Annotated in this window: 22 protein-coding genes and 1 tRNA gene; 10 read left to right on the top strand and 13 right to left on the bottom strand. The window is 67.5% G+C overall.

Annotated elements, in window-relative coordinates:
* Positions 1-69 precede the first annotated feature (69 nt).
* Together glpK and glpD are read right to left on the bottom strand one after the other, a co-directional pair.
* Entirely contained in the window at positions 70-1,572 is a 1,503-nt protein-coding gene (gene glpK / locus WS75_RS25025; protein WP_059684301.1) for a glycerol kinase GlpK, read from the bottom strand.
* 105 nt (positions 1,573-1,677) lie between these two features.
* A complete protein-coding gene (glpD, locus tag WS75_RS25020; protein WP_059684298.1) occupies positions 1,678-3,201 on the bottom strand; it encodes a glycerol-3-phosphate dehydrogenase in 1,524 nt (507 codons plus the stop codon).
* A 161-nt stretch (positions 3,202-3,362) separates the two neighbouring features.
* Here glpD and WS75_RS25015 point away from each other — a divergent pair, with 161 nt between their 5' ends.
* Positions 3,363-3,731 (top strand): hypothetical protein, encoded by a 369-nt coding sequence (locus tag WS75_RS25015; RefSeq protein WP_059684296.1) that lies wholly within the window; start codon positions 3,363-3,365, stop codon positions 3,729-3,731.
* Between the two features lie 89 nt (positions 3,732-3,820).
* Here WS75_RS25015 and WS75_RS25010 read toward each other — a convergent pair whose 3' ends face one another.
* On the bottom strand, positions 3,821-4,018 hold the full coding sequence (locus tag WS75_RS25010) for a hypothetical protein (protein WP_006751304.1): 198 nt from the start codon (positions 4,016-4,018) through the stop codon (positions 3,821-3,823).
* A gap of 302 nt (positions 4,019-4,320) precedes the next feature.
* Entirely contained in the window at positions 4,321-5,100 is a 780-nt protein-coding gene (locus WS75_RS25005) for a DeoR/GlpR family DNA-binding transcription regulator (protein WP_040141834.1), read from the bottom strand.
* A gap of 223 nt (positions 5,101-5,323) precedes the next feature.
* On the opposite strand from WS75_RS25005, the gene WS75_RS25000 reads away from it, so the two are divergent.
* From WS75_RS25000 to WS75_RS24990, 3 genes are all read left to right on the top strand, one after another.
* A complete protein-coding gene (locus WS75_RS25000) occupies positions 5,324-6,964 on the top strand; it encodes a gamma-glutamyltransferase family protein (RefSeq protein ID WP_059684293.1) in 1,641 nt (546 codons plus the stop codon).
* Positions 6,965-7,286: 322 nt separating this feature from the next.
* Positions 7,287-8,114, top strand: a complete 828-nt coding sequence (locus WS75_RS24995; protein ID WP_059684382.1) for a ferritin-like domain-containing protein — start codon at positions 7,287-7,289, stop codon at positions 8,112-8,114.
* A 71-nt stretch (positions 8,115-8,185) separates the two neighbouring features.
* Positions 8,186-8,695: a hypothetical protein gene (locus tag WS75_RS24990; protein ID WP_059684291.1), complete on the top strand. Its 510-nt coding sequence runs from the start codon at positions 8,186-8,188 to the stop codon at positions 8,693-8,695.
* On the opposite strand, the gene WS75_RS24985 is transcribed toward WS75_RS24990, so the two are convergent.
* The 3 genes from WS75_RS24985 to WS75_RS24975 form a co-directional block, all read right to left on the bottom strand.
* Positions 8,689-10,155 carry a DEAD/DEAH box helicase gene (locus WS75_RS24985; RefSeq protein WP_059684288.1) on the bottom strand — a complete coding sequence of 489 codons (1,467 nt, stop codon included), beginning with the start codon at positions 10,153-10,155 and terminating at the stop codon, positions 8,689-8,691. The two genes, WS75_RS24990 and WS75_RS24985, sit on opposite strands and share 7 nt — an antisense overlap.
* Before the next feature lie 128 nt (positions 10,156-10,283).
* Positions 10,284-11,582: a c-type cytochrome gene (locus WS75_RS24980; RefSeq protein ID WP_059684285.1), complete on the bottom strand. Its 1,299-nt coding sequence runs from the start codon at positions 11,580-11,582 to the stop codon at positions 10,284-10,286.
* Between the two features lie 19 nt (positions 11,583-11,601).
* A complete protein-coding gene (locus WS75_RS24975; protein ID WP_059528087.1) occupies positions 11,602-12,366 on the bottom strand; it encodes a c-type cytochrome in 765 nt (254 codons plus the stop codon).
* A 376-nt stretch (positions 12,367-12,742) separates the two neighbouring features.
* Between WS75_RS24975 and WS75_RS24970 the strand changes: the two genes are divergently transcribed.
* The gene (locus WS75_RS24970) at positions 12,743-13,675 is read left to right on the top strand and encodes a copper resistance D family protein (RefSeq protein WP_059684283.1); all 933 of its coding nucleotides are present in this window, start codon (positions 12,743-12,745) and stop codon (positions 13,673-13,675) included.
* A gap of 139 nt (positions 13,676-13,814) precedes the next feature.
* Here WS75_RS24970 and dgoD read toward each other — a convergent pair whose 3' ends face one another.
* Positions 13,815-14,963: a galactonate dehydratase gene (gene dgoD, locus WS75_RS24965; RefSeq protein WP_040144789.1), complete on the bottom strand. Its 1,149-nt coding sequence runs from the start codon at positions 14,961-14,963 to the stop codon at positions 13,815-13,817.
* A gap of 156 nt (positions 14,964-15,119) precedes the next feature.
* On the opposite strand from dgoD, the gene WS75_RS24960 reads away from it, so the two are divergent.
* The gene (locus tag WS75_RS24960; RefSeq protein ID WP_059684280.1) at positions 15,120-15,803 is read left to right on the top strand and encodes a FadR/GntR family transcriptional regulator; all 684 of its coding nucleotides are present in this window, start codon (positions 15,120-15,122) and stop codon (positions 15,801-15,803) included.
* Between the two features lie 21 nt (positions 15,804-15,824).
* Here WS75_RS24960 and WS75_RS24955 read toward each other — a convergent pair whose 3' ends face one another.
* Both WS75_RS24955 and WS75_RS24950 read right to left on the bottom strand, forming a co-directional pair.
* Entirely contained in the window at positions 15,825-16,070 is a 246-nt protein-coding gene (locus tag WS75_RS24955) for a DUF1272 domain-containing protein (RefSeq protein ID WP_059528077.1), read from the bottom strand.
* Positions 16,071-16,209: 139 nt separating this feature from the next.
* Positions 16,210-19,317 carry a biosynthetic peptidoglycan transglycosylase gene (locus WS75_RS24950; protein WP_059684278.1) on the bottom strand — a complete coding sequence of 1,036 codons (3,108 nt, stop codon included), beginning with the start codon at positions 19,315-19,317 and terminating at the stop codon, positions 16,210-16,212.
* A 401-nt stretch (positions 19,318-19,718) separates the two neighbouring features.
* Here WS75_RS24950 and WS75_RS24945 point away from each other — a divergent pair, with 401 nt between their 5' ends.
* Positions 19,719-20,111, top strand: coding sequence for an MAPEG family protein (locus tag WS75_RS24945; protein ID WP_059684277.1), 393 nt, complete (start codon positions 19,719-19,721; stop codon positions 20,109-20,111).
* Between the two features lie 384 nt (positions 20,112-20,495).
* The gene (locus WS75_RS24940) at positions 20,496-20,780 is read left to right on the top strand and encodes a PAAR domain-containing protein (RefSeq protein ID WP_059684380.1); all 285 of its coding nucleotides are present in this window, start codon (positions 20,496-20,498) and stop codon (positions 20,778-20,780) included.
* Positions 20,781-20,789: 9 nt separating this feature from the next.
* Here the strand turns inward: WS75_RS24940 and WS75_RS24935 are convergent, their stop codons facing one another.
* Together WS75_RS24935 and WS75_RS24930 are read right to left on the bottom strand one after the other, a co-directional pair.
* A complete protein-coding gene (locus WS75_RS24935) occupies positions 20,790-21,101 on the bottom strand; it encodes a cupin (protein ID WP_059684274.1) in 312 nt (103 codons plus the stop codon).
* 90 nt (positions 21,102-21,191) lie between these two features.
* Positions 21,192-21,875 (bottom strand): DJ-1/PfpI family protein, encoded by a 684-nt coding sequence (locus WS75_RS24930; RefSeq protein ID WP_059684271.1) that lies wholly within the window; start codon positions 21,873-21,875, stop codon positions 21,192-21,194.
* Between the two features lie 116 nt (positions 21,876-21,991).
* Here WS75_RS24930 and WS75_RS24925 point away from each other — a divergent pair, with 116 nt between their 5' ends.
* Positions 21,992-22,960, top strand: coding sequence for a GlxA family transcriptional regulator (locus WS75_RS24925; RefSeq protein WP_059684269.1), 969 nt, complete (start codon positions 21,992-21,994; stop codon positions 22,958-22,960).
* Between the two features lie 248 nt (positions 22,961-23,208).
* Entirely contained in the window at positions 23,209-24,180 is a 972-nt protein-coding gene (locus tag WS75_RS24920) for a LysR family transcriptional regulator (protein ID WP_059684267.1), read from the top strand.
* A 116-nt stretch (positions 24,181-24,296) separates the two neighbouring features.
* Here WS75_RS24920 and WS75_RS24915 read toward each other — a convergent pair.
* Positions 24,297-24,373, bottom strand: a tRNA-Met gene (locus tag WS75_RS24915).
* Between the last annotated feature and the right edge of the window lie 21 nt (positions 24,374-24,394).

Here is a 24,394-nt window from a genome sequence, read left to right as displayed (position 1 = left end):
GGCGGACTCGCGCGTCGCGGTCCGCCGGTGTTGTTTTAATTCGTTCGGATTGCTTCTGGTTGCTGCGGGTTACTGCGTGTCGTCGGCCCACGCCTTGGCGGCGCGCACCGCGCGTTGCCAGCCGGCCATGCAGCGCTCGACCTGCTCCTTCGGCATCGACGGGGAGAAACGGCGATCGAGCTGCCACTGGCTGCGCACTTCGTCGAGGTTCTTCCAGTAGCCGATCGCGAGGCCCGCGAGGTAGGCCGCGCCGAGCGCGGTCGTCTCGGTGATCTGCGGTCGCACCGCGTCGACGCCGAGCAGGTCGGCCTGGAACTGCATCAGCAGATTGTTCGCGCTCGCGCCGCCGTCGACGCGCAGCTCGCCGATGCTGATGCCGGAGTCGGCTTCCATCGCGGCCAGCACGTCGAGCGATTGGTAAGCGATCGCGTCGAGCGCCGCGCGCGCGAGGTGCGCGGACGTCGTGCCGCGCGTGACCCCGAACACCGAACCGCGCGCCCGTGCGTTCCAGTGCGGCGCGCCGAGGCCCGCGAACGCCGGCACGAGATAGACGCCGTCGGTATGCGGCACGCTCGCGGCGAGCGCTTCGATCTCGGCGGCCGTCTTGATGATGCCGACGCCGTCGCGCAGCCACTGCACGACCGCGCCCGCGATGAAGATGCTGCCTTCGAGCGCGTACTGCACGTCGTCGCCGATCTGCCAGGCGATCGTCGTGACGAGGTTGTTCTTCGACTCGATCGGCTTGTTGCCGGTGTTCATCATCAGGAAGCAGCCGGTGCCGTAGGTGTTCTTCACCATGCCCGACGTCGTGCACATCTGGCCGAACAGCGCCGCGTGCTGGTCGCCGGCGATGCCCGCGAGCGGGATCTTCGACGCGAACACCGTGGTTTTCGTATGGCCGTAGATTTCCGACGACGCCTTCACTTCCGGCAGCATGCTGCGCGGGATGTCGAGCAGTTCCAGCAGCTCGCTGTCCCACTCGCGCGTGTGGATGTTGAACAGCATCGTGCGCGATGCGTTGGTCACGTCGGTCACGTGCAGTTCGTGCTTCGTGAAGTTCCACACGAGCCAGCTGTCGACGGTGCCGAACGCGAGCTTGCCCTGGCGCGCCTTGTCGCGCGCACCCGGCACGTTGTCGAGGATCCAGCGGATCTTGGTCGCGGAGAAGTACGAGTCGATCGGCAGGCCGGTCTTCGCGCGCACCTTGGCTTCGAGGCCCTGCTTCTTCAGCGTATCGCAGAAGTCGGCCGTGCGGCGGTCCTGCCACACGATCGCGTTGTAGATGGGCTGGCCCGTCTCGCGATCCCAGACGATCGTCGTCTCGCGCTGGTTGGTGATCCCGATCGCGGCGATCGACGTGCCGTTCAGGCCCGTGCGCGTGACCGCTTCGGCGGCGACGCCCGCTTGGGTCGACCAGATTTCCTGCGGGTCGTGCTCGACCCAGCCGGGTTGCGGGTAGATCTGTTCGAATTCCTTCTGGGCGATCGATACGATGTTGCCCTGGCGATCGAACAGCATCGCGCGGGAGCTGGTCGTGCCCTGGTCAAGCGCGAGGATGTACTGATCCTGCATGTCTCTCATCTCCATCCGTGGATTGGCGTAGTTGTGATGCGCGCCGCATGTTACGCGGCGCGTCGGTGAATCAACGTCGGTCAGACAATTGCAACTGCAAACGAATCACGCGTGCGGCGCATGTACTGCGGCGAACCACGCGTCGACAGCGGCCGTCACGGTGTCGAGCGTGCCCGGCGCGACGTGCAGGCCGAGCTTGGAGCGGCGCCACAGCACGTCCTGCGCGCAGGTCGCCCATTCGGCGTCGCGCAGGTAGCGCAGTTCGGCTTCGTGGATGCCCGGTGCGATCTCGGCGCCGAGGTCGGCGAGCGACGTCGCGCCGTCGACCACGCGTTCCGCGCGCGTGCCGTACGCGCGCGCGTAGCGGCGCGCGAGCGCGGCGGGCAGACACGGATGGCGCTTCGCGAACTGCGCGGCGAACGCGTCGAACTTCGCATCGGCGATGTCGCCGCCCGGCAGCGGGACGCCGGCCGTCCAGGTCGTCGCGTCGCGGCCGAGCGCGCGGCACAGCATGTCGCCGGCTTCTTCCGCGAGCTTGCGGAACGTCGTGATCTTGCCGCCGAACACGGACAGCAGCGGGGCGCCCGCGCCATCGTCCAGCTCGAGACGGTAGTCGCGCGTGACCGCCGATGCGTTCGCGGCGTTCTCGTCTTCCAGCAGCGGGCGCACGCCCGAGTAGGTCCAGTGCACGTCGGCCGGCGAGATCTTGCGCTTGAAGTAGCGGTTGATCGAGTCGCACAGGTACTGCGTCTCGTCGCGATCGATCGCGACCTTCGCGGGATCGTTCGTGTATTCGACGTCGGTCGTGCCGATCAGCGTGAAATCGTGTTCGTACGGAATCGCGAAGATGATTCGCTTGTCCGGGTTCTGGAAGATGTACGCGTGGTCGTGATCGAACAGGCGGCGCGTGATGATGTGGCTGCCCTTCACGAGCCGCACGCTGTGGTGCGCGCCGCGGCCGAGCGCGCCGTGCAGCACTTCGCCGACCCACGGGCCGGCCGCGTTCGCGATCGCGCGCGCATGCACGACGCGGATCGACCCGTCGGCGTGCTGCAGCCGCGCTTCCCATTCGTCGCCGCGGCGTTCGGCGGACACCAGCTTCGTGCGCGTCAGGATCTCGGCGCCGCGCTCCTTCGCATCCATCGCGTTCAGCACGACGAGGCGTGCGTCGTCGACCCAGCCGTCCGAATAGACGAAGCCGCGCTTGATCGAATCGATCAGCGGTGCGCCGGCCGCATGGCGGCGCATGTCGATGCCGCGCGAGCCGGGCAGCAGTTCGCGTTTCGCGAGGTGATCGTAAAGGAACAGGCCGATGCGGATCAGCCAGGCCGGACGCAGGTTCGGCATGTGGGGCATCACGAAGCGCAGCGGCCACATGATGTGCGGCGCCGCGCGCAGCAGCGTCTCGCGTTCCTGCAGCGCCTTGCGAACGAGCCCGAACTCGTTGTATTCGAGGTAGCGCAGGCCGCCGTGAATCAGCTTCGTGCTGGACGACGACGTGTGCGACGCGAGATCGTCCTGCTCGCAGAGCATGACCGACAGGCCGCGGCCGGCCGCATCGCGCGCGATGCCGGCGCCGTTGATGCCGCCGCCGACGACGAGCAGATCGTAGCGATTCGGTTGGGTCACCTGCTGTCCTTATCGTCTGATGGAAATGGGTGAACAGAAAATGTTCGAATTCGAAATTTAACGAACGAAATCGAAAAAGTAAAGTTCGAAAAAGCGGGCCAGTAGCGCGCGGCGCGATCCCGGACGATACTGGTGAAATCGACCGTTTCGCGAGGTGAATCATGCGTATTGGGATGTGGGCCGGCGTGTGCGCCGTCCTTCTGGCGGGGTGCAGTGCCGGCATGCCGCCGCTCGTCGGCAACTGGCGCACGCCGTCGTTCGTCGACCTGCAGGCGTCGTGCGGCGGCACGGCGCGCGACTGGGGCGCGGACGCGCAGCCCGTCTATGCGACGTTGTACGACGCGTACGTGGCGAAACGGTATCGCGGGCTGACCGAAGCGAACTATTGCGCGTTCGTAAACGAACTTTCGACGCACTATGCGGCGCCGGATGCGGCGGCGCGTGCCGGCTGGATCGCGTACTTCAACGGTGCGCGCGCGCAGGCCATCAGCTGGCGGGCGGCGGTCGATCCGACGCTGCGCGGCGGCTGAAGCAGGCCTCGGCGGGCTGGCGGCGGGTGCGGAAACGGCCGCGCGGCCCGGAATCCGGGCCGCGCGGTCAGGTCAGGAGCGGTGTGGTTTTACGAATAGCGGTATTTGATGGATCGCAGCGCGGCGTCACCGGTTTCGGTCACGCAGTATTTGCGCCCCGATCCGAGTCCTTCCAGACGAACGAGCTGCTGTTCAAGCAGTGCGTCGATCTCGTCCCGATCCATGTTGGTTTGATCGGGGGCGTCCTTCACAAGCAATAGCGTGGCGAATTCATGCGGACTCAGCATCGTTCTCTCCATGGCGACCAGTCAGCCCGCGCGGCCGGCGCAAAAGCCGACGCGCGATACCCGTCAGGGTATGGCTTGGGGGGAAAGCTGTATTCGCCGGCCATGTCATTCGTCCGCGCCCTGGCACAGGCGGAACGGTCGAACGGGCCGGGGAACTGGAGTCTAGTCGAGCGCGCAGGCAACGACAAATCGTGCCCCGTTAATTTTCCGTTTGACAGCCGGGCCGCGCGCAAGCGGTTTGCTTGCGACGCCAACTTCTTGATTTCACTTGAAGTTTCGGGTGCGGTGCAGCATCGGCGCGGTCATTCCGCGACGTACACCTGAGTGCCGGCGGCCGCCACCGTATCGGCCATCTCGGGGGGCAGCGGTTTGTCGGTGAAGAGCGCGTGCACCTGGCTCAGATGGCCCTGGCGCACCAGCGCGGGGCGGCCGACCTTCGAATGGTCGGCCACGAGGTAGACCGTGCGCGCATGCTGCATGATCGCCTCGGCCACGCGCACCTCGCGCGTGTCGAAGTCGCGCAGCGTGCCGTCGGCCTCGATCGCCGACGTGCCGATGATCGCGTAGTCGACCTTGAACTGGCGGATGAAGTCGATCGCGAGTTCGCCGACGATCCCCTTGTCCCACGGCCGCACGATGCCGCCCGTGATCAGCACCTCGCAGTCGGGGTAGCCGCTCATCATCGACGCAACGTTCAGGTTGTTCGTGATCACGTGCAGCCCATGGTGGCGGTTCAGTGCACGCGCAACTTCCTCGGTCGTGGTGCCGAGGTTGATGAACAGCGATGCCTGGTCGGGGATGTGCGATGCGGCGAGCGCCGCGATGCGCCGCTTCTCGTCGTGGAACATCCGCTGGCGCGCGGTGTACGACACGTTCTCCGAGCTGGTCGGCAGGCTCGCGCCGCCGTGGTAGCGGCGCAGCAGGTTCAGGTCGGCGAGCCAGTTCACGTCGCGGCGGATCGTCTGCGGCGTGACCGCGAAGTGCGCGGCGAGATCGTCGACGGTCACGAAGCCGTCACGCTGCACCCATTCGAGCAGTTCCTGCTGGCGCGCGTTGAGGGTGAGGCGGGGATCTCGGGTCATGGCTCGGCGGTCAGGTCGTGAGGCGGAGCGGGTATTGTAAGGGCGGGAAGGGCGTTCGACCGGCCTCCGGCATATCACTGTGCGGAATTCATGCGGAAAGTACATGTATTCATGTGACAAATGAATTTGTGCGATCGCGCGGATCGCGCTGCAATGGCGGACTGTCCGCGCGCGCCGGTCGTGCGTCCGGCGCGTTCATTCCGCTTTCGACGAGGTGCAACCGATGACTGGCTTCAACTGGCACAACCCGTATCCGACGACCCGCATTCCGGTGTTCGCGCGCAACGTCGTGTCGACGTCGCATCCGCTCGCGGCGCAGGCCGGTCTGCGGATGCTGTGGAAGGGCGGCAATGCCGTGGATGCGGCGCTGGCCGCGGCGGCCGCGATCACGGTGGTCGAGCCCGTGTCGTGCGGGCTCGGAGGCGATGCGTTCGCGCTCGTGTGGGACGGCGAGCGGCTGTCCGGGTTGAATGCGTCGGGCGTCGCGCCGGCCGCGTGGAACCCCGAATACTTCCGCCAGCGCCACGGCAAGGACGCACGCGGCATCGCGAACAAGCCGACGCGTGGCTGGGACACCGTCACGGTGCCGGGCGTGATCGCGGGCTGGGAAGCGCTGCACGCGAAGTTCGGTTCGCTGCCGTTCGCGGACCTGCTCGAGCCGGCGATCGAGATCGCCGAGCGCGGCTATTCGGTGTCGCCGATCGTCGCGCACAAGTGGGCGGCCGCGGTGCCCGAGCTGCAGGGGCTGCCCGGCTTCGCCGATACCTTCATGCCGCGCGGGCGCGCACCGCTCGTCGGCGAGCGCATGTGCCTGCCGGGCCACGCGCGGACGCTGCGCACCCTCGCGAAGGACGGTCCGCGCGCGTTCTACGAGGGCGCGCTCGCCGGGCAGATCGCGGCCTTCGCGCGCGAAGGCGGCGGTGCGCTGACCGAAGCCGACCTGCGTGCGTACCGGCCGGAATGGGTCGAGCCGATCGGCAAGCGCTTCGGCCGGCACACGATTCACGAGATTCCGCCGAACGGGCAGGGCATCGCGGCGCTGATCGCGCTCGGGATCGCCGAATATGCGGGCGTGGCCGAATGGCCGGTCGATTCGGCCGACTCGCAGCACCTGCAGATCGAGGCGATGAAGCTCGCGTTCGCGGACGTCTATCGCTACGTCGCCGACCCGTGCGCGATGGACGTGACGCCCGCGCAGATGCTCGACGACGCGTATCTCGCGGAACGCGCGAAGCTGATCGATCGCGCGCGCGCGACGCACTTCGCTGCCGGCCGGCCGCATTCGGGCGGCACGATCTATCTGTCGGCGGCGGACGAGCGCGGGATGATGGTGAGCTTCATTCAGTCGAACTACATGGGTTTCGGATCGGGGCTCGTCGTGCCGGGTACCGGCGTTGCGTTGCAGAACCGCGGGCACGGCTTCTCGATGGACCCGGCGTCGCCGAACGTGGTCGCGGGCGGCAAGCGGCCGTTTCATACGATCATCCCGGCGTTCGTCACCGAGGAAGTCGATGGCCGCACCGAGGCGGCGATGAGTTTCGGCGTGATGGGCGGCGACATGCAGCCGCAGGGCCACCTGCAGACCGTCGTGCGAATGCTCGGCTACGGGCAGCAGCCGCAGGCCGCCTGCGACGCGCCGCGCTGGAAGGTCAATCGCGACTTCACGCTCGACGTCGAGTCGACGATGAATCGTGAGACGGTCGATGCGCTCGCCGCGCGCGGCCATACGATCAAGTCGATCGACGATCCTTACATGGATTTCGGCTCGGGGCAGTTCGTGTGGCGGCTCGATCGCGACGATCCCGAGCGCGGCTACGTGGCCGCGAGCGACAGCCGCCGCGACGGTCTCGCGGCCGGTTTCTGACGGAACGCTTCCGGTCTTGCGCTCGACGGGCGGCCGAATGGCCGCCCGTTTTGCTTGACGCAGCGCATCTGGCGCATCGTATCGAACGCGCGCACCCGGTTCGAACAACTCATCTAACGAACCGCGGCATGCGTGGAGGAACTGCGCCCGTCGGGTATGGTCAGTGGTTTGAAGCACGAACAAAAAAGTCCGGCTAAGATGCCAGCATGGTTCGGCCGGACCAACTCACCAAGAATGCAAGCAAAACGTCGCCTGCGGGCGTGCCGGGCCTGTGCCGAAGATCGGGGCCGACCGGCCGCGCGACGACTGGGAGCGCACCACCATGCCTACTGAAACGACGCATGTCATGCCGTGGCGTATCGAGGACATCGACCTGAACCGGATCGATCGTCAGCGCGCCGCCGCGAATGAGGATCTGCTGCTGTTGCTGTGCGCGTCGTCGTTCATCGAAAGCGGCTCGGATCTCTACACGAGCAACCTGAGCGAGTTCTTCAACGACGATCCGGAAGTGTCCGCGTGGCTCAACAATGCGTGGGAGCACGAGGAACTGCAGCACGGGCGCGCGCTGAAGGCGTACATCGCGCACGTATGGCCCGAGTTCGACTGGGATACCGCTTTCGCGAATTTCTTCGCCGAGTATTCGAAGACCTGCTCGGTCGACGCGTTCGAGAAGACCCGTGCGCTCGAGATGGTCGCGCGCTGCGTGGTCGAGACGGGCACGGCCACGCTGTATCGCGCGATCAACGAATGCTCGGACGAGCCGGTGCTGAAGGAAATCACCGACAACATCCGCACGGACGAAGTGCGTCACTACAAGCACTTCTTCAAGTTCTTCAAGAAGTACAACAAGCTCGAAGGCAACGGCCGGCTCGCGGTGCTCGGCGCGCTGATGCGACGTGTGATGGAAATCAAGAACGAGGATTCCGAGATCGCGCTGCGCCACGTGTTCGCGATCCGCTACCCGGATCGTGTCGGCGACAATCAATACAACCGCGAGCGCGCTGCGCGCATCAGCTCGCTCGTGCGTCGCAACCTGTCGGCCGACATGTGCGTGAAGATGCTGCTCAAGCCGCTCGACCTGCCCGCGAAGATCCAGCCGAGTGTCCACTATCCGCTGACGAAGATCACGCGGCACGTGTTCATGCGCTGAGTGTCGCCGCGCGGTCCGGCGGTGCGCGTATGCTTCGGCATCATCGTCTGTTTCTCACCGGGGCCGCCATCATGACCGATACCCATCGCCACGCGCTCGAACAATGGACGTTCGACGCGTGGCCGCCGGCCGTCGTTGCGCTGTTCGACGGCACCGCGCTCGAACGCCATGCCGACTTCGCCGCATCGCTGATCGTCGCGACCGACGATGGCCAGTTGCGCACGACGCTGCTCAGCGTCGGCGAGATTCATGCACGCGACGCGCGCACGCTGCTGCTTGCGCTATGGCCGCAATCGCGCGCGGCGCGCGCGCTGGTGCAACGGCGCGCGGCCGCGTTGACGCTCGTCGCGGACGGCGCATTCTTTCAGGCACAACTGAGGATCGAGCCGCTCGAAGGAGACTTCGGCGGACTGGCCGGATTCGCCGCGACGATCGCGCATGGCGATGCGCAGCGGGTTGGCTATGCGCGTCTCGCGACGGGTATCACGTTCGCGCTGGAAGGGGAGGCGCGCGCCGAGGTGCTCGCGCGCTGGCAGCGCCAGGTCGAGCACCTGCGGCGCGCGGCCGCGCGGCTTCAGTGACCGCGCTGGCCGCTGCGCGACGAACGGTTGCGGTTCGGGTGCGCGGCATTGCCGTTCGCCGGACGCGCGCCGTTGCCGCCTGACGGGCGAGCGCCGCCGCCGGCGTTGCCGCTCGCGCCGCCTGCCGTGCGCGGCTTGGCTGCCTTCGCGGCCTTCGGCTGCGCATTGCCTTCGCGCTTCGCGGCCGGCTGGCCGGAGCCGCCTGCACGCGGCTGGCGATTGCCGCCGCCGCCGCCGCCGCCGCCGCCACCGCCACCGCCACCGCCGCGCGGCTGCTGCTGTCCGCGGCGTTGCTGGATCGGCTCCGGCTTCGCGTTCGGATCGGGTTCGAAGCCCGCGATCACCTCCTGCGGAATCTCGCGCTTGATCAGCCGCTCGATGTCGCGCAGCAGCTGCTTCTCGTCGACGCACACGAGCGACACGGCTTCGCCCGTCGCGCCCGCGCGGCCCGTGCGGCCGATCCGGTGCACGTAATCCTCCGGCACGTTCGGCAGGTCGAAGTTGACGACGTGCGGCAGCTGGTCGATGTCGATTCCGCGTGCGGCGATGTCGGTCGCGACCAGCACCTGCAGCGTGCTGCTCTTGAATTCCGCGAGCGCGCGCGTGCGGGCCGACTGGCTCTTGTTGCCGTGGATCGCCATCGCGCTGATGCCGTCCTTCGTCAGCTGTTCCGCGAGCCGGTTCGCACCATGCTTGGTGCGCGTGAACACGAGGACCTGGAACCAGTTGTGTTCGCGGATCAGGTGCGTGAGCAACTCGCGCTTGCGATCGCGGTCGACCGGGTGGATCTTCTGCGCGACGCTTTCGGCGGTGGTATTGCGGCGTGCAACCTCGATCAGTGCCGGCGAATCGAGCAGGCTGTCGGCGAGCGCCTTGATCTCGTCGGAGAAGGTGGCCGAGAACAGCAGGTTCTGGCGCTTCGGCGGCAGCTTCGCGAGCACGCGCTTGATGTCGTGGATGAAGCCCATGTCGAGCATCCGGTCGGCTTCGTCGAGCACGAGGATGTCGAGATCCGACAGGTCGATCGTCTTCTGCTGCATGTGGTCGAGCAGGCGGCCCGGCGTCGCGACGACGATGTCGACGCCGCGCTTGAGCGCATCGATCTGCGGATTGATGCTGACGCCGCCGAACATCACGGTCGAGCGCAGCTTCAGGTACTTGCTGTATGCGCGCACGCTTTCCTCGACCTGGGCGGCGAGTTCGCGCGTCGGCGTGAGGATCAGCGCACGCACCGCGCGCTTCGCGCCGCGATGCTCGGCGTAGAATGTGTGCAGGCGCTGCAGGATCGGCAGCGTGAAGCCGGCGGTCTTGCCGGTGCCGGTCTGTGCGCCGGCGAGCAGGTCGCCGCCGCCGAGGACGGCCGGGATCGCCTGCTGCTGGATGGGAGTCGGCGACGTGTAGCCGAGCTCGTTGACTGCCCTGACGAGCGGTTCGGCCAGGCCGAGAGATTCGAAAGACATAGATACCACTCTTAAGTTTTATGATCGGCGACGCCTCGCGCGGCCCGCGCGGGGAACGGCGTCGCAAAAAGCAAAGGGGCGCGGCTGCGGTTTCCCGCAGCCGCGCCCCCGTCTGTGTCGCGCGTTATTTAGTCAAGCGGCGCGGAACGCAGGTCGCTCACCTGTTGCGGCGAGATCGGCGTACCGTTGTTGCCCCACGACATCCGGATATACGTGACGACCGCCGCGACTTCCTGGTTCGACAGCGACTGCGCGAACGGCGGCATCCCGTACGGGCGCGGATTCTTGAACGTGCTCGGCGGATAGCCGCCATTCAGCACCATGCGGATCGGGTTGACTGCCGATTCCATCACGATCGAATGGTTGCCCGCGAGCGGCGGATACGCCGGCGGCTTGCCCGCGCCGGTTTCGGCGTGGCAGGTCGCGCAGTTGTCCGCGTAGATCTTCTTGCCCTGGTCGAACAGCGCGTTGCCGAATTGCTTCGACGGCTCGTACTGCATGTTCTTCGGCGCTTCAGCCTTCTGCGGGATCGACTTCAGGTACGTCGACATCGCGCGCGTATCTTCGTCGCTCATGTACTGCAGGCTGTTGTGAACGACGTCGGCCATCGGGCCGAACACAGCGCCCTTGTTCGACACGCCGGCCTGCAGCAGGTCCGACAGCTCCTGCACGTGCCAGTCGCCGAGGCCGAGTTCCTTGTCGTTCGTCAGCGACGGCGCATACCAGTTCTGCAGCGGGATCAGGCCGCCCGCGAAGGCCGCCGAGCTCACCGGGCCGCCCATCATGTTGATCGACGTGTGGCACATCGAGCAGTGGCCGAGGCCTTCGACGAGGTACGCGCCGCGGTTCCATTCGACCGACTTGGTCGGATCCGGCTTGTATTCGCCTTCCTTGAAGAACAGCGTGCGCCAGCCGATCAGCAGGTTGCGGTTGTTGAACGGGAACTTCAGTTCATGCGGACGGCTCGGCACCGAGACCGGCGGGACCGAGCGCAGGTACGCGTAGATCGCGTCCGAGTCGGCGCGCGTGACCTTCGTGTAGCTCGCGAACGGGAAGCCCGGGTAGAGCAGGCTGCCGTCCTTCGAACGGCCGGTGTGCATCGCGCGGTAGAAGTCGTCCGACGTCCACTTGCCGATACCGTCCTTGTCGTCCGGCGTGATGTTCGGCGTGTACATCGTGCCGAACGGCGTCGCCATCGGCAGGCCGCCCGCGAACGACTTGCCGCCGCGCACGGTGTGGCACGCGATACAGTCGCCGACGCGCGCGAGGTATTCGCCCTTCTTGATCAGCGCGGCCTGGTCGGCCGGCGTGGCCGCGACGGCAGCGTTGCCGTGCAGCGTGTCGTTGCTCGGCCACAGGACCGGCACGAGGGCGGCAGCCGCGACGATCGCGACGGCCGAGAGTGCAAACAGGGACTTGCGTTTCATTGTGTCTGTCTCCCTTGCCTTATTGCGGTTCGCTGCCGCAGGCGAGCGGAGTCTTCATCGAACGCGCCGGGGCCGGCACGGGGTTGGCGGGCGCCGGTTGCGCGGCGAGCCATGCGGTCACGGCCGTCACGTCTTCGTCCGACAGCTTCGACGCGATTTCGTGCATGCAATCCGGTGCCTTCGCGTGGCGGTTGCCCGAGCGCCATGCGCCGAGCTGTGCGCTCAGGTAATCGGCGTGCAGGCCGACGAGGCCCGGGATCGCCGGCTGCATGCCGGTCAGGCCCGCGCCGTGGCAGGCCACGCAGGCCGGCAGCTTGCGCGACGGATCGCCTTGCGTGACGAGCTGTTTGCCGCGCGCGAGCGTGGCAGCCGGCAGCGTCGGCTTGGCCGGCGTCGGGTACGGCGGGCGCTCGGCCGAGAAGTGCTCGGCGATCTCTTTCAGGTAATCGTCGTTCAGGTACGTCAGCAGATAGTTCATCGGCGGGTACTTGCGCCGGCCATCACGGAAGTTGACGAGCTGGTTGTAAAGGTACTCCGCCGGCTTGCCGGCAAGCCGCGGGAAATAGTCGTTGTCCGTACCCTGGCCGTGAACGCCATGGCATGCGGTACAGCCGCGCACGCGCTCGGCCATGGTATCGGGTGCCTTGAGCGGCGCCTGCTGGGCGTGCGCTTGCTCCGTGGGCTTGGTCTGCGCTTGGGCAGCGCTCGTAAGGCCCGCGCCACCGATCAGGAGAACGGCAAGCAACGGACGGAAGAGGCGTCTTGAAGACACACGAGACTCCATGTTTATTCGTCGGGGACCTGTCCGGGCTACGATCGGCTCGGCGCATGGACGGCAGGACAGCCGGGCTGCTGCGACGCGGCATTCTATCATCGATGGGTAATGACGGCTATTTGGCAAAAGGACATCGGTTCCTGCCTGTTTGCGACTTGCGACAATTTGACGCGCTTTGTGCGCGGGTCGTGTGAACCGGCGTGCGCTTTGACCATCGAAGACCTACACTCGCGGGTCGCGCGGCGCCGCCTTCGCCGCAGACCCAGTCATTTCTCCCGTTTCCGGATTCATCGATGACGTTCCCTACCATGCCGTTGCCGTCTTCCCGCTGTCGTTCCATTTGCCGCCGTACCGCAGGCCGGCCGTTCCCGGGAGGGCGCGCGCGATGAGGATCGACAGCTTGTGGATCGGGCAGGTCGCGTTGGCGGCATTGATGGACGCGACGTTCGCGATGGCCGTCGGCTCGGCGCTGCTCAAGGCGTGGCTCGGCAAGGACGGCGCGCGGCCGGTCGTCGCGCCGTCGCATCCCGCGTGGCTGCGCGCGCAACATTCGCTGGTCGCGGCGGCGCTGGCGCTCGTGCTCGCCGATCTCGGCTGGCTGGTGTACGAAGCCGCGTCGATGAGCGGCGCGGGGCTCGGCGGCGCGTTCGCCGCGATTCCCGTCATGATCGCGCAGACGCACACGGGCTTCGCATGGAGCGTCGCGTTCGCCGGCGCCATCGTGCTCGCGATCGTCGCGCTGGCGAAGCCGGAGGGCCCGGTCGCGCACGCGGTGCTGTGGTTCGCGGTGATCGTGGTCGCGGCCGGCAAGGCGTCGCTCGGCCATGCGGCCGATACCGGCCCGCTGTCCGCTGCGGTCGGCGTGCAGACGCTGCACCTGCTCGCCACCGCGGTGTGGGGCGGCCTCGTGCTCGCGGGCGGGCTCGCGGTGCTGCCGGTGCTCGGCTCGTCGGTCGCGCGCGGCGCGCTGATCCGGATCGGCCAGCAACTGTCGCGCACGTCGGTGATCGCGGTCGTGTTCGTGCTCGGCACGGGCGTGCTCAACGCGCTGCGCGGGCTCGGCGGCTCGCTCGCGCCGCTCGACGGCAGCACGTGGGGGCGCGTGCTGTTGCTCAAGCTGCTGCTCGTCGCGCTCGCGCTCGTGCTCGGCGGGTTGAACCGCTTCTCCGCGCTGCCGCGCCTGCGCCGTACCGCGTCGACTGAAGACGCGCACACGTTCCGCAACATTCTGCATCTCGAGGCGCTGACGATGATCGGCGTATTCGTCGCGGCCGCCGTGCTGTCGTTCAGCGTGCCGGGGTTCGCGGCGCTCGGCTGACGGCCGGGGCGGCGCGGTGCCGGGCCGGATGCCCGCGCGTCGCCGTGCTTTAGATGGACAAGCGGCCGCCTGCCGGGCGGCCGTCTCGAAGCCGTGCGCGGCATGCGCGCCGCGCAACGCACCTCATCTCACGCCCTCATCACCACTCGGCGACGCTGCCGTCCGCGTGACGCCACACCGGGTTGCGCCAGCGATGTCCCGTCTTCGCCATCTCGCGCACTTTCTCCTCGTTGACGTCGATGCCGAGCCCCGGGCCCTGCGGGATCGCGACGAAGCCGTCTTCGTAGCGGAATACCTCGGGGTTGCGCAGGTAGTCGAGCAGGTCGTTGCCCTGGTTGTAGTGGATGCCGAGGCTCTGTTCCTGGATGAACGCGTTGTAGCTGACCGCATCGAGCTGCAGGCACGCGGCCAGCGCGATCGGGCCCAGCGGGCAGTGCAGCGCGAGCGCGACGTCGTAGCTTTCCGCGAGCGTCGCGATCTTGCGGCACTCGGTGATGCCACCCGCGTGCGACGCATCGGGCTGGATGATGTCGACGTAGCCGCCCGCGAGGATGTGCTTGAAGTCCCAGCGCGAGTAGAGCCGCTCGCCGAGCGCGATCGGCGTGTTCGTCTGGTTGACGATGTCGCGCAGCGCCTCGGCGTTTTCCGACAGCACCGGCTCCTCGATGAACATCAGCTTGTACGGATCGAGCTCCTTCGCGAGCACCTTCGCCATCGGCTTGTGCACGCGGCCGTGGAAGTCGACGCCGATCCCGACGTGCGGGCCGACCGCGTCGCGCACCGCCGCGACGTTCGCGATCACCTGCTCGACCTTGTCGTACGTGTCGACAATCTGCAGCTCCTCGGAGCCGTTCATCTTCACGGCCTTGAAGCCGCGCTCGACCACCGCGCGCGCGTTGTTCGCGACGTCGCTCGGTCGGTCGCCGCCGATCCACGAATACACCTTGATGCGGTCGCGCACCTGGCCGCCGAGCAGCGCGTGCACGGGCACGCCGTGATGCTTGCCCTTGATGTCCCACAACGCCTGGTCGACACCCGCGATCGCGCTCATCGTGATCGGGCCGCCGCGGTAGAAGCCGGCGCGGTACATCACCTGCCAGTGATCCTCGATCAGCAGCGGATCCTTGCCGACCAGATAGTCGGCGAGTTCGTGCACGGCGGCTTCGACCGTGTGCGCGCGGCCCTCGACGACCGGTTCGCCCCAGCCGACGATCCCTTCGTCGGTTTCGATCTTGAGGAACAGCCAGCGCGGCGGGACGACGAAGGTTTCGAGGCGGGTGATTTTCATGTCGCGAGTCTCCAGGGTAGACCGGCGCGGACATGCGGATGCGGCGCCGGTCGAATGCGTGACGGTTATCCTAGCGTAGCCCGATAAAAAATAGTATTAATAGCACTATTGTGCAGATAGTGGGCAGCCGCCCGCGCACCCGGCCACCGGAGAACGATCATTCAACGCGACCTGCATGGACAGACGGCTTTCCAGCTGGCGACGGCGATCCTGCGCGGCGACTATCCGCCCGAGTCGTTGCTGCCGCGGGAGCCGGACCTGATGGAGATGTTCGGCGTGAGCCGCACGGTGATGCGCGAGGCGCTGCGCACGCTGACGTCGAAGGGGCTGGTCGAATCGCGGCCGAAGGTCGGCACGCGCGTGCGGCCGCGCCGCGCATGGAACCTGCTCGACGCCGACCTGCTCGACTGGTACGCGCGCGTCGCGCCGCCGCTCGCGTTCGCGCTGAAGCTGCAGGAGATGCGCGAGATGATCGAGCCGCATGCGGCCGCGCTCGCCGCGCGCGCGCATGGGCCGGGCGCCTTCGAAGCGATCGAGGATGCGGTGCGCGCGATGGCTGCCGCCCGCAACGTAGACGAATGGGTGCGCGCGGACCTGCGCTTTCACCTGAGCGTGCTGGAGGCCGGCGGCAACGAGCTGCTGGTGCCGCTCGGCGCGCTGATCGATCGGACGCTCGAGGCACAGCTGCATCTGAACGCGCGCCGGGCGCATGTGTTCAATGCGTCGCTCGCGGAGCACATGGCCGTCAGCGACGCGATCCGCGTGCGCGACGAGGACGGCGCGCGCCGCGCGATGGCGTCGCTGCTCGCGGTGACGCGCGCGCGGATCGAGATGTCTTGACAGGGAGGGCGGTGCGGGCCGTCAGTGGTTCGCGCAGCCGCCAGGTTTCAGCACGCGTTGCGTCGACGCCGGATATTTCGCGAGCAGGCTCGCCGGGCGGCGCGGCCGCACCACCAGATCGCCGCCGCAGTTCGGGCAGCGGCCCTTCAGCACGTCGTCCGCGCAGGTCGCGCAGAACGTGCATTCGAAGGTGCAAATGCGTGCGTCCGGCGAATCGGGCGGCAGATCCTTGTCGCAGCATTCGCAGCCGGGGCGCAGTTCGAGCATGGCGGTTTTCCTCGTGGTCGGCGTGGCTGGGGAGGGCGCTGCCGCACCATGCGCGCGCCGCGGTGCGCACTACTGTACGCGCTTGAATCGGCCCCGCCAATGGTGTCCGGCCGGGCCGTCGCCGACCCGCGCGCGGCCGTCAGGACGGCTCGACGGGCGCGGCCTGCGGCGCCGGCGTTTCCGCCTGCGGCGCCGGGCCCGTCGGGCGCGGGCCGGCCGTGACAGGACGCTCGATCAGCGGTGCGAGCGCCGGCGCCATCGACTTCAGCAACTGCACGGCCATCGCGCTCGTGAAGTCGTAGCGTGCGGCGTACGGCTCGTGCGCGGTCGCCGTCAGCACACCGAAGAAGCGGTCGCCGAGCACGAACACGAACGTGCCGCTGCGATTGACCTTGCGCGACTCGATCAGCCGCGCGCCGCGCGCGTAGACGTTGAAGCGCTGGTCGCCCGTCCCGGTCTTGCCGTACACCTGGAGCGTCTTGCCGTCGGGCAGCGTGAAGCCGCCCGCGAGACGCCGCGCGGTGCCGTTGAGCACGACGTCGCGCAGCAGCGTGCGCGCCACGTTGACGATCTCCGGCGACAGCATCGGCTGCGGCTGCGCGGCCGCGCGCACGAAGCGCGTTTCATACGGCGTGCCCTTCGCGAAGTCGAGGCGCGTGATCGTCTCGGTCGGCGCTTTCTGGCCGCCGTTCGCGATCAGGCCGATCAGTTTCGCGAGCGCGTCGGGCTGGTCGCCCGATGCGCCGATCGCGGCCGCGTATGACGGCGTGACTTCCGCGAACGGGTAGCCGAGCGCACGCCACGCTTTCGTGATCTCCCCGTACGCGCGCAGCTCGACCATGTGGCGAATGCGCCGGTCCTGGGTCGCGTGGTAGCGCGTCTTGTACAGCCACGAGTACGCGTAGAAGCGCGCATCGCGGCTGTCGCGCTGAACGTCGCCGAGCGGCGCGTTCGGGTGCGCGCGCAGATAGTTGAGCGTCCACAGCGCGAGCGGGTGGACGCTCGCGATATAGCCGCGATCGTTGAGGTTGAATCGCCCGATCGCGTACTTCGCGTAGAGCGCGGCGAGATCGTCGTCGGAAAGCGTCGCGGCCGGCGTGCCCTTCAGATTCGCGCGCATCTGTGCGCTGAACCACGCGAGCGATTCGTTCGGCGCGACGCTGCGCAGCACCGTCGCGATCTTCGGCGGCGACTTGCGCACGTCCTTCAGCATCAGCGCGAGCGCGTCGTCGGGCGCCTTGCCCGCATAGCGCGTGTAGTAGCGCTTCACGTAGACCTTGCTTTCGCCGTCGACGAACTGCTCGAGGTAATGCTTGCGCTGCGCCGGATCGCCGAGCCACGACGACGACGGGCCGGCTGCCTGCAGCATCTCGTAATGGACGATGTCGCGCATCAGCCGCACGAACACGAGGTTGACCGAGTGCTCGAACGCCGCATGCAGCGTCAGGATGCGGCCGTTGTCCGACTTTTCGAAGTTCGAGAACACCTGCGCACCGCCGCCCGTGTAGAACACGTCGGGGCTCGCCGAGTACTTGCGTTCGACCGCCGCGTCGAGCATCGCCTGCAGCGAGCGATCGCGCGTATGCGACAGGTAATCGAGCGCCCAGCGCGACAGCCCGTCGATCGGGTCGGGCTTCACCTTCGCGAGTCGCGCGTTCGACAGGTCGCCGTAGCGCGCATGCAGGTCGGAGACGATCTGCAGGTAGGTGATCAGAGTGCGCAGCTTCGCGGTCGACCCGAGGTTGATGCGGCCGCCGCGGTTGACGTCGAACGGCTGGTTCACGCTGTCGGTCTGCACACGCAGCATGTTCGCGCCGTTGCGGTGCTCGTACAGCGTGAAGCTGTACGTGAGGTGCGACGGGTCGTCCTTCGGGGCGAGCATCTCGAAGCCGTACAGGCCGGCGGCCTGCGCGCCGGCGCGGGTCGACGCCTGCGCGAGCCGTTCGGCGACGGCCTGCTGCACGCCGTTGTCGAGCGTGCTGGTTGCTTCGAGGTCGAGCTGGTCGAGCTGGTACAGGTCGCTGATCCCGAGTGCTGACAGCAGCGACGCGCGCGCGGACGATATTGCCTTGCGCGACACGAACGACTGCACGTGCGCGGCGGGCGGCGGCGCGCTGCGCTCGATCTGCGCGGCGAGCGCCGCATCGCGCAACGCGGGCGAGATCACGCCGCCGTTCGACAGGAGCCGCAGATAGCTGTCGGTCAGCTTCTGCAGCGCCGGATAGCCGCGATTCAGGAAGTACGACGGCGCGCGCTGCGCGATGATCAGCGACAGCACCTCGCGGAACGCCTTGCCCTGTTCGTCGACGTTGTCGCCGGTCGTCGGCGCGGACAGAATCCGGTTCACGTCGTTGAAGTCGCGGCCGTACCACGCGGCGAGACCGTCGCCGATGCCGGTGATTTCACCCACGTGCGGCCGCGCGGCGAGCGGCACCGAGTTCAGGTAGCGCACCAGGATCGCGCGCCGCGCGAGCATCGTCTGCGGACCATTCAGGTACGCGAGGACCGACGCGGACGCGATCTGCCGCAGCTTCTCCGGCGGCGTCGCGGTGCGGCCGTCGGGCGAATGGCGGAACTTCTCGATCTGCGTCGCGAGCGTGCTGCCGCCCGGACGCGCCTGGTGATGGTTGACGACGTGCAGCGCCTGGTCGGCGAGCGCGCGGCTGAAGCGTCCCCAGTCGATCGCCGGGTTGCGGTTCGGCTGGTTCGCGTCGAGCAGGTAGCGATCCTCGATGAACAGCAGCGAATCCGCGATCACGCGCGGCACCGTGTCGAAGTCGGCGTAGACGCGCTGCGGAAACACGGTCGCGAACAGCGGCGAGCCGGTCGAATCGAACAGCATCAGCCCGGCCTGGTCTTTCTCTTCGTAAGGCAGGAACAGGCCGTGATCGGCGAGCGACAGCATGCGTTCCGAATCGCGCGCCTGCTTGCCGACGACGAAGCCGCGCGCGAGAAGATGCTGCTGGAACGCCGGAATCAGCGAGTAGCCGAGGCGCTGGTCGTACGGCCCGTTGGCGGGAAAGCGGATGTGGTCGCTCGCGCCGGCCTCGACGGTGTAGCCGACGTCGCGGGTGAGCTCCGACAGATAGCGCGCCTGCAGGCGCGACGTCTCGATCTCGGTCATCACGAGTCGCGCGACGATCGCGATCGCGATCACCAGCGCGGCCAGCAAGGACCACTTGATCCACGTCCAGACCGAGGCACTCCCGGTCACACGCGGCAGGATGCGATTCAGCGGCCGATTCATGGCGGCGTCTCCCTGAAGGCGCAGGCTCCGGCCGCACCTCATTAAGGATTAGTTTAGTCCTCCGCGGCGGGCTGCCAAGGGTGGTTCAATACCAAGATGCGTCGACGCAACGCACATGCCCGTGACATCCGGCATCGGTGTTGCGGTGGGGGGCGTGTGTCGCCGTGGAGTAACGTTTGCGTGCACCGCTTGCGCGCCCGGCGCGACGGCGGTTGGCCGCGCCGGCCGTTCACGCACCGGGTTTGTGCATCGCCGCCGTAGCGTTCGCAATTCGGGTCCGATCCTCTCCGAATCAGTGGCCGGTGCGTGAAGCCGGTACGGGTTTCCGCGATAGCTGGGTGCACGGGCTGCAGGTACGATCGGCGGATGTGCGGCGCGTGTCCGCTTTCACCGGGGGGGCCATGTCGATCCATCCCGTCGCGCTCGTTTGCACGACGATCTTGGGATTGTTGCTATTCGGACTCGGCTTGATCGTGTCCGTTACGCGCTTCCGGCACACCACTGGTTCCGGGTGTGCGTCCGATCCGACCGACGGGTTGCACAAGATCGTGCGCGCGCACGGCAACACGGCCGAATACGCGCCGTTTCTCGCGGTGCTGTTTCTCTATTTCGGCGCACACGACCCGTCGCACGCGATCGTCTCGTTGATCGTCGCGGCAACCGCGTGCCGCTGTCTGCTCGTGATCGGACTGCTCGCGTGGCCGACGATGGACAAGCCGAACCCCCTGCGTTTCATCGGCGCGCTCGGTACGTATCTGTGCGGCGCCGCGCTTTGCGTCGCGCTATTCGTCTGAGCGCATCGCTGTCGCGATGGCCGCTTCGCGCGATCGTGCCGGCGCACGGCTTCGACGAAGCAGCAAATGAGGTCGTCGCACGTGATCGTGTTCAGCGCATCGCGCCGCGTGAGCACGCCGGCCGACAACGCCCGGATCGATTCCTTCACGTCGATCGTGACCATCCGCGCGCGCATCCAGTCGACCTCCATGAAGTGCTTCGGCGCGCATGACACGGTGTCGGTGCATGGCGGCAGTGCGAACGCCGCGCTGAACGACGTGCATTCGACGATCGGCTGCGCGGTGATATCCTCGCGAAACGCCCGCGACCGACGGGCGGATACCGACTGCCCGCGCGCGGCTCGACGCCGCGCTGCGCGGGCGTTTCCGAGGGAGAGCCGAAGCATGAGCCGCAAATTCATCCTGAAGGGCGACACGACCGACCATGGCGGTGTCGTGCTCGACGGAATCGCCAATTCGTCGTTCGACGGCCGCGAACTCGCCTATCTCGGCGCGCCGGTGTTCTGCGCCGCGTGCAAGACCCAGGGCGTGATCGTGTCCGACGGCGGCGAGCGGACGATGACCGTGATGGGCAAGGTCGTCGCGCTCGAACACGACCTGTGCCAGTGCCAGTGCACGCCGCAGCCGAAGCTGATCCCGTCGCAGGGGACGGGCACCATCGCGGGCTGAGGCCCGTCGTCAGTCGCTGCCTTCGGTCTCGATCACGAGGATGCGCGCTTCGCCGAGCGGGTGCGCGACGTGTTCGGTGCCGATCGTCGCGTGAAATACGTCTCCCGTTTCGAGCACCGTCGCGTGCTCGACACCTGCTGCGCGGTAGCGCATCTCGACGCGGCCGTCGAGCACCGCGAAAACTTCCTCGCCGTCGTTCACGTGCCAATGGTATGGCCGATCGGTCCAGTGCAGGCGGACCGTGATGCCGTTCAGGTTCGCAATATCCAGCGCGCCCCACGGGCATGGCGCGGTGAATGCGGTGCTGCGGATGATATTCATCGGTAGGTCCGGTCCGTCAATGCGCTACGGAGGTCATGCAGGCGCGTGGCCGTGCGGCGCGCCCACCCTTCGGTTTTCGTTTGCCCGTCTTCAGCGCGACATCGCGCGCAACGCCGCGTCGATCGTCTGCCTGCGCTTCTCCAGCACTGCCGCCGAGCGCTCGGTCACGCGCTTCAGCACCGACGCCGGCGCGGTATCCGGCGAGCCCGCATCGAACGGCGGCGCGGGCGCGTATTCGAGCGCCAGCTGGATCGACTGCGCCTCTTCGTCGCCGACGAGTTCGGCGGCGATCGTCAACGCGAAGTCGATGCCGGCCGTCACGCCGCCGCCGGTGATCAGGTTGCCGTCGCGCACCACGCGCTCGCGCACGGGCACCGCCCCGAGCGGCGCGAGCAGCGAATGAAATGCCCAGTGCGTCGTCGCGCGGCGGCCGCGCAGCAGGCCGGCCACGCCGAGCAGCAGCGCACCCGTGCAGACCGACGTCACGTAGCGCGCGGCGGCCGCGCGCTGCTGCACGAACGCGATCGTTTCGGCATCGAGCAGCAGGTCGTTGATGCCGATCCCGCCGGGCACGCAGATCACGTCGAGCGGCGGGCAATCGTCGAACGTGCAGGTCGGCGCGAGCGCGAGGCCGCTGCTCGACGCGACGGTGTCGCGCGATTTCCAGACCAGGTGGACGGACACGTCGGGCAACGATGCGAGCACGTCGTGCGGGCCGGTGAGATCGAGTTGCTGGACGCCAGGAAACACGAGAAGGCCGATATGCAGGGTCATGCGAACGCTCCGAAGGGAAGGGGATGCGCCACGGTCGGCGCAAGATGGACAGATCGATTCTAGGCGCGTAGTGTTTGGCGAAATTGCCATATCGCCCACGTTTTCAGCCAATTGCCATGCCTGCTGCTCCGCGCTCGATCATCGTCCTCGCGTTCCCCCGTGCGCAGTTGCTCGACGTGTCCGGGCCGCTGCAGGTGTTCGCATCCGTCAACGAACTCGCGCAGGAGCGCGGGCGGCCCGCACCGTACGCGCCACGTGTCGTCGCCGCGGAGGCGGGGCCGGTCGAGACGTCCTCCGGCCTCGTGGTGATGGCCGATTCGCTGCGCTCGGCCGGGCGGCCCGATACGCTGATCGTGGCCGGCGGCAAGGGCGTGCACGCCGCTTCGCAGGATGCGCGGATGGTGCGCTGGGTCCGGCAGCAGGCGCAGCGCGCGCGACGTGTCGCGTCGGTCTGCACCGGCGCGTTCCTGCTCGCCGAGGCCGGCCTGCTCGACGGGCGGCGCGCGGTCACGCACTGGGCGCGCTGCGATGAATTCTCGGCACGCTATCCGAACGTGCGCGTCGAGCCCGATCCGATCTTCATCCGCGAGGGCGCGCTGTGGACGTCGGCCGGCGTGACGGCCGGCATCGATCTCGCACTCGCGCTGGTCGAGGAGGATCTCGGGCGGGCGGTCGCGCTCGACGCCGCGCGCGAGCTCGTCGTGTTCCTGAAGCGGCCGGGCGGGCAGGCGCAGTTCAGCACGATGTTATCGATGCAGCGTACCGACGACCGCTTCGGTGAACTCCATGCATGGATCGCCGAGCACCTGACGGCCGACCTGTCGGTGCCGGCGCTCGCCGAGCGCGTCAGCATGAGCGAGCGCAGCTTCGTGCGTCACTACCGCGCCGGCACCGGCCGCACGCCCGCGCGCGCGGTCGAGCAGATTCGCGTCGAGGCCGCGCAGCGTCTGCTCGGCGAAACCGCGTGGCCCGTCAAGCGGATCGCCACTCGGTGCGGATTCGGCTCGGAAGAGACGCTGCGGCGCAGTTTCGTGCGCGTGCTCGGCGTGTCGCCGCAGGGCTATCGCGAGCGGTTCGTGCGGTAACGTGCCGGTGAGCGGTGAGCGGTGAGCGGTGAGCGGTGAGCGGCGAACGGCGAACGGCGAACGGCGAACGGCGAACGGCGAACGGCGAACGGGGACGGAGCCGCCGCGTCTGGAACTGCACGAATCCGTATCACTTTCCAGTCCGAAGCGCTGCAACTATTCAGAGGTGGCAAACAATAGACGGGGGCTTGTGCCGCGCGGGTTGCGCGCTCTATTCTGTTCCGTTGGCGATTCGAAGGGGGCGCAGCATGGACCGCATTCAGGCAATGGAAGTTTTCACTCGCGTGGTCGACGCGAACAGCTTCACGCGCGCGGCCGACACGCTCGGGATGCCGCGCGCATCGGTGACGACCATCATCCAGAATCTCGAGGCGCTGCTCGGAGTGCGCCTGATGCACCGGACGACGCGCCGGCTCTCGCTGACGCCGGAGGGCGCCGCGTATTACGAGCATTGCATGAAGATCATCTCGGAGATCGCGGAAGCCGACGCGAGTTTCCAGACCGGCAACCGCAAGCCGAGCGGCGTGCTGCGCGTCCACATGCCGAATTCGCTCGGGCGGCGCGTCGTGTTGCCGGCGCTGTCGGTCTTCCGGCAGCGCTATCCGGACATCACGCTCGACCTCGGCTTGTCGGACCGCTACGTGGATCCGGTCGAGGAGGGCATCGACTGCATGATCCGGGTCGGGCCGCTCGAGGATTCGTCGATGGTCGCGCGGCGGATCGGGATGCTCAAGCGCGTGACCTGCGCGTCGCCCGACTATCTGGTGCGTCGCGGCGAGCCTCTGGAGATCGCCGACCTGGCCGACCATCATGCGGTGAATTTCCGCGCGAGCCACGGTGCACGGGCGATTCCGTGGGTGTTCATGATCGAGGGCAAGCCGGTCGAGGTGCGGATGAACGGCAGTGTCACCGTCAACGATTCGGATGCGTACGTGACGTGCGGGCTCGAAGGGTTCGGGCTGATCCAGCCGACGCTGTTCATGGTGCTGCCGCACCTGCGCGACGGCTCGCTGGTCGAGGTGCTGCCCGACTGCAATCCTAAGCCCAAGCCGATTTCGATCGTGTACCCGCACAACCGGCATCTGTCGCAGAAGGTGCGCGTGTTCGCGGACTGGATCGCGGAGCTGTTCGAGTCGACGCCGGCGCTGGAGGGCGGGGAGAACTGGCGGGGGAAGGTGCGGGCGGAGGCGATGGAGGAGCGCGGGCCGGTGGTGGCGTAACAAGTGGAACGGAACGCGCGCGCGCCTGACGGACAGGCGACGCGTGAATCCGCGCACGCCCGGATGATGCAATGAAAAAAGCCGCTGATCCTTTCGGAACAGCGGCTTTTCGCATTTGGTGGCGAATCAGGGACTCGAACCCCGGACCTGCGGATTATGATTCCGTCGCTCTAACCGACTGAGCTAATTCGCCGAAGACTTGAATTATGTAGAT

Source organism: Burkholderia sp. FL-7-2-10-S1-D7, from assembly GCF_001524185.1.
GTDB lineage: Bacteria > Pseudomonadota > Gammaproteobacteria > Burkholderiales > Burkholderiaceae > Burkholderia > Burkholderia diffusa.
This window is presented reverse-complemented; position numbering and strand designations above follow the sequence as displayed.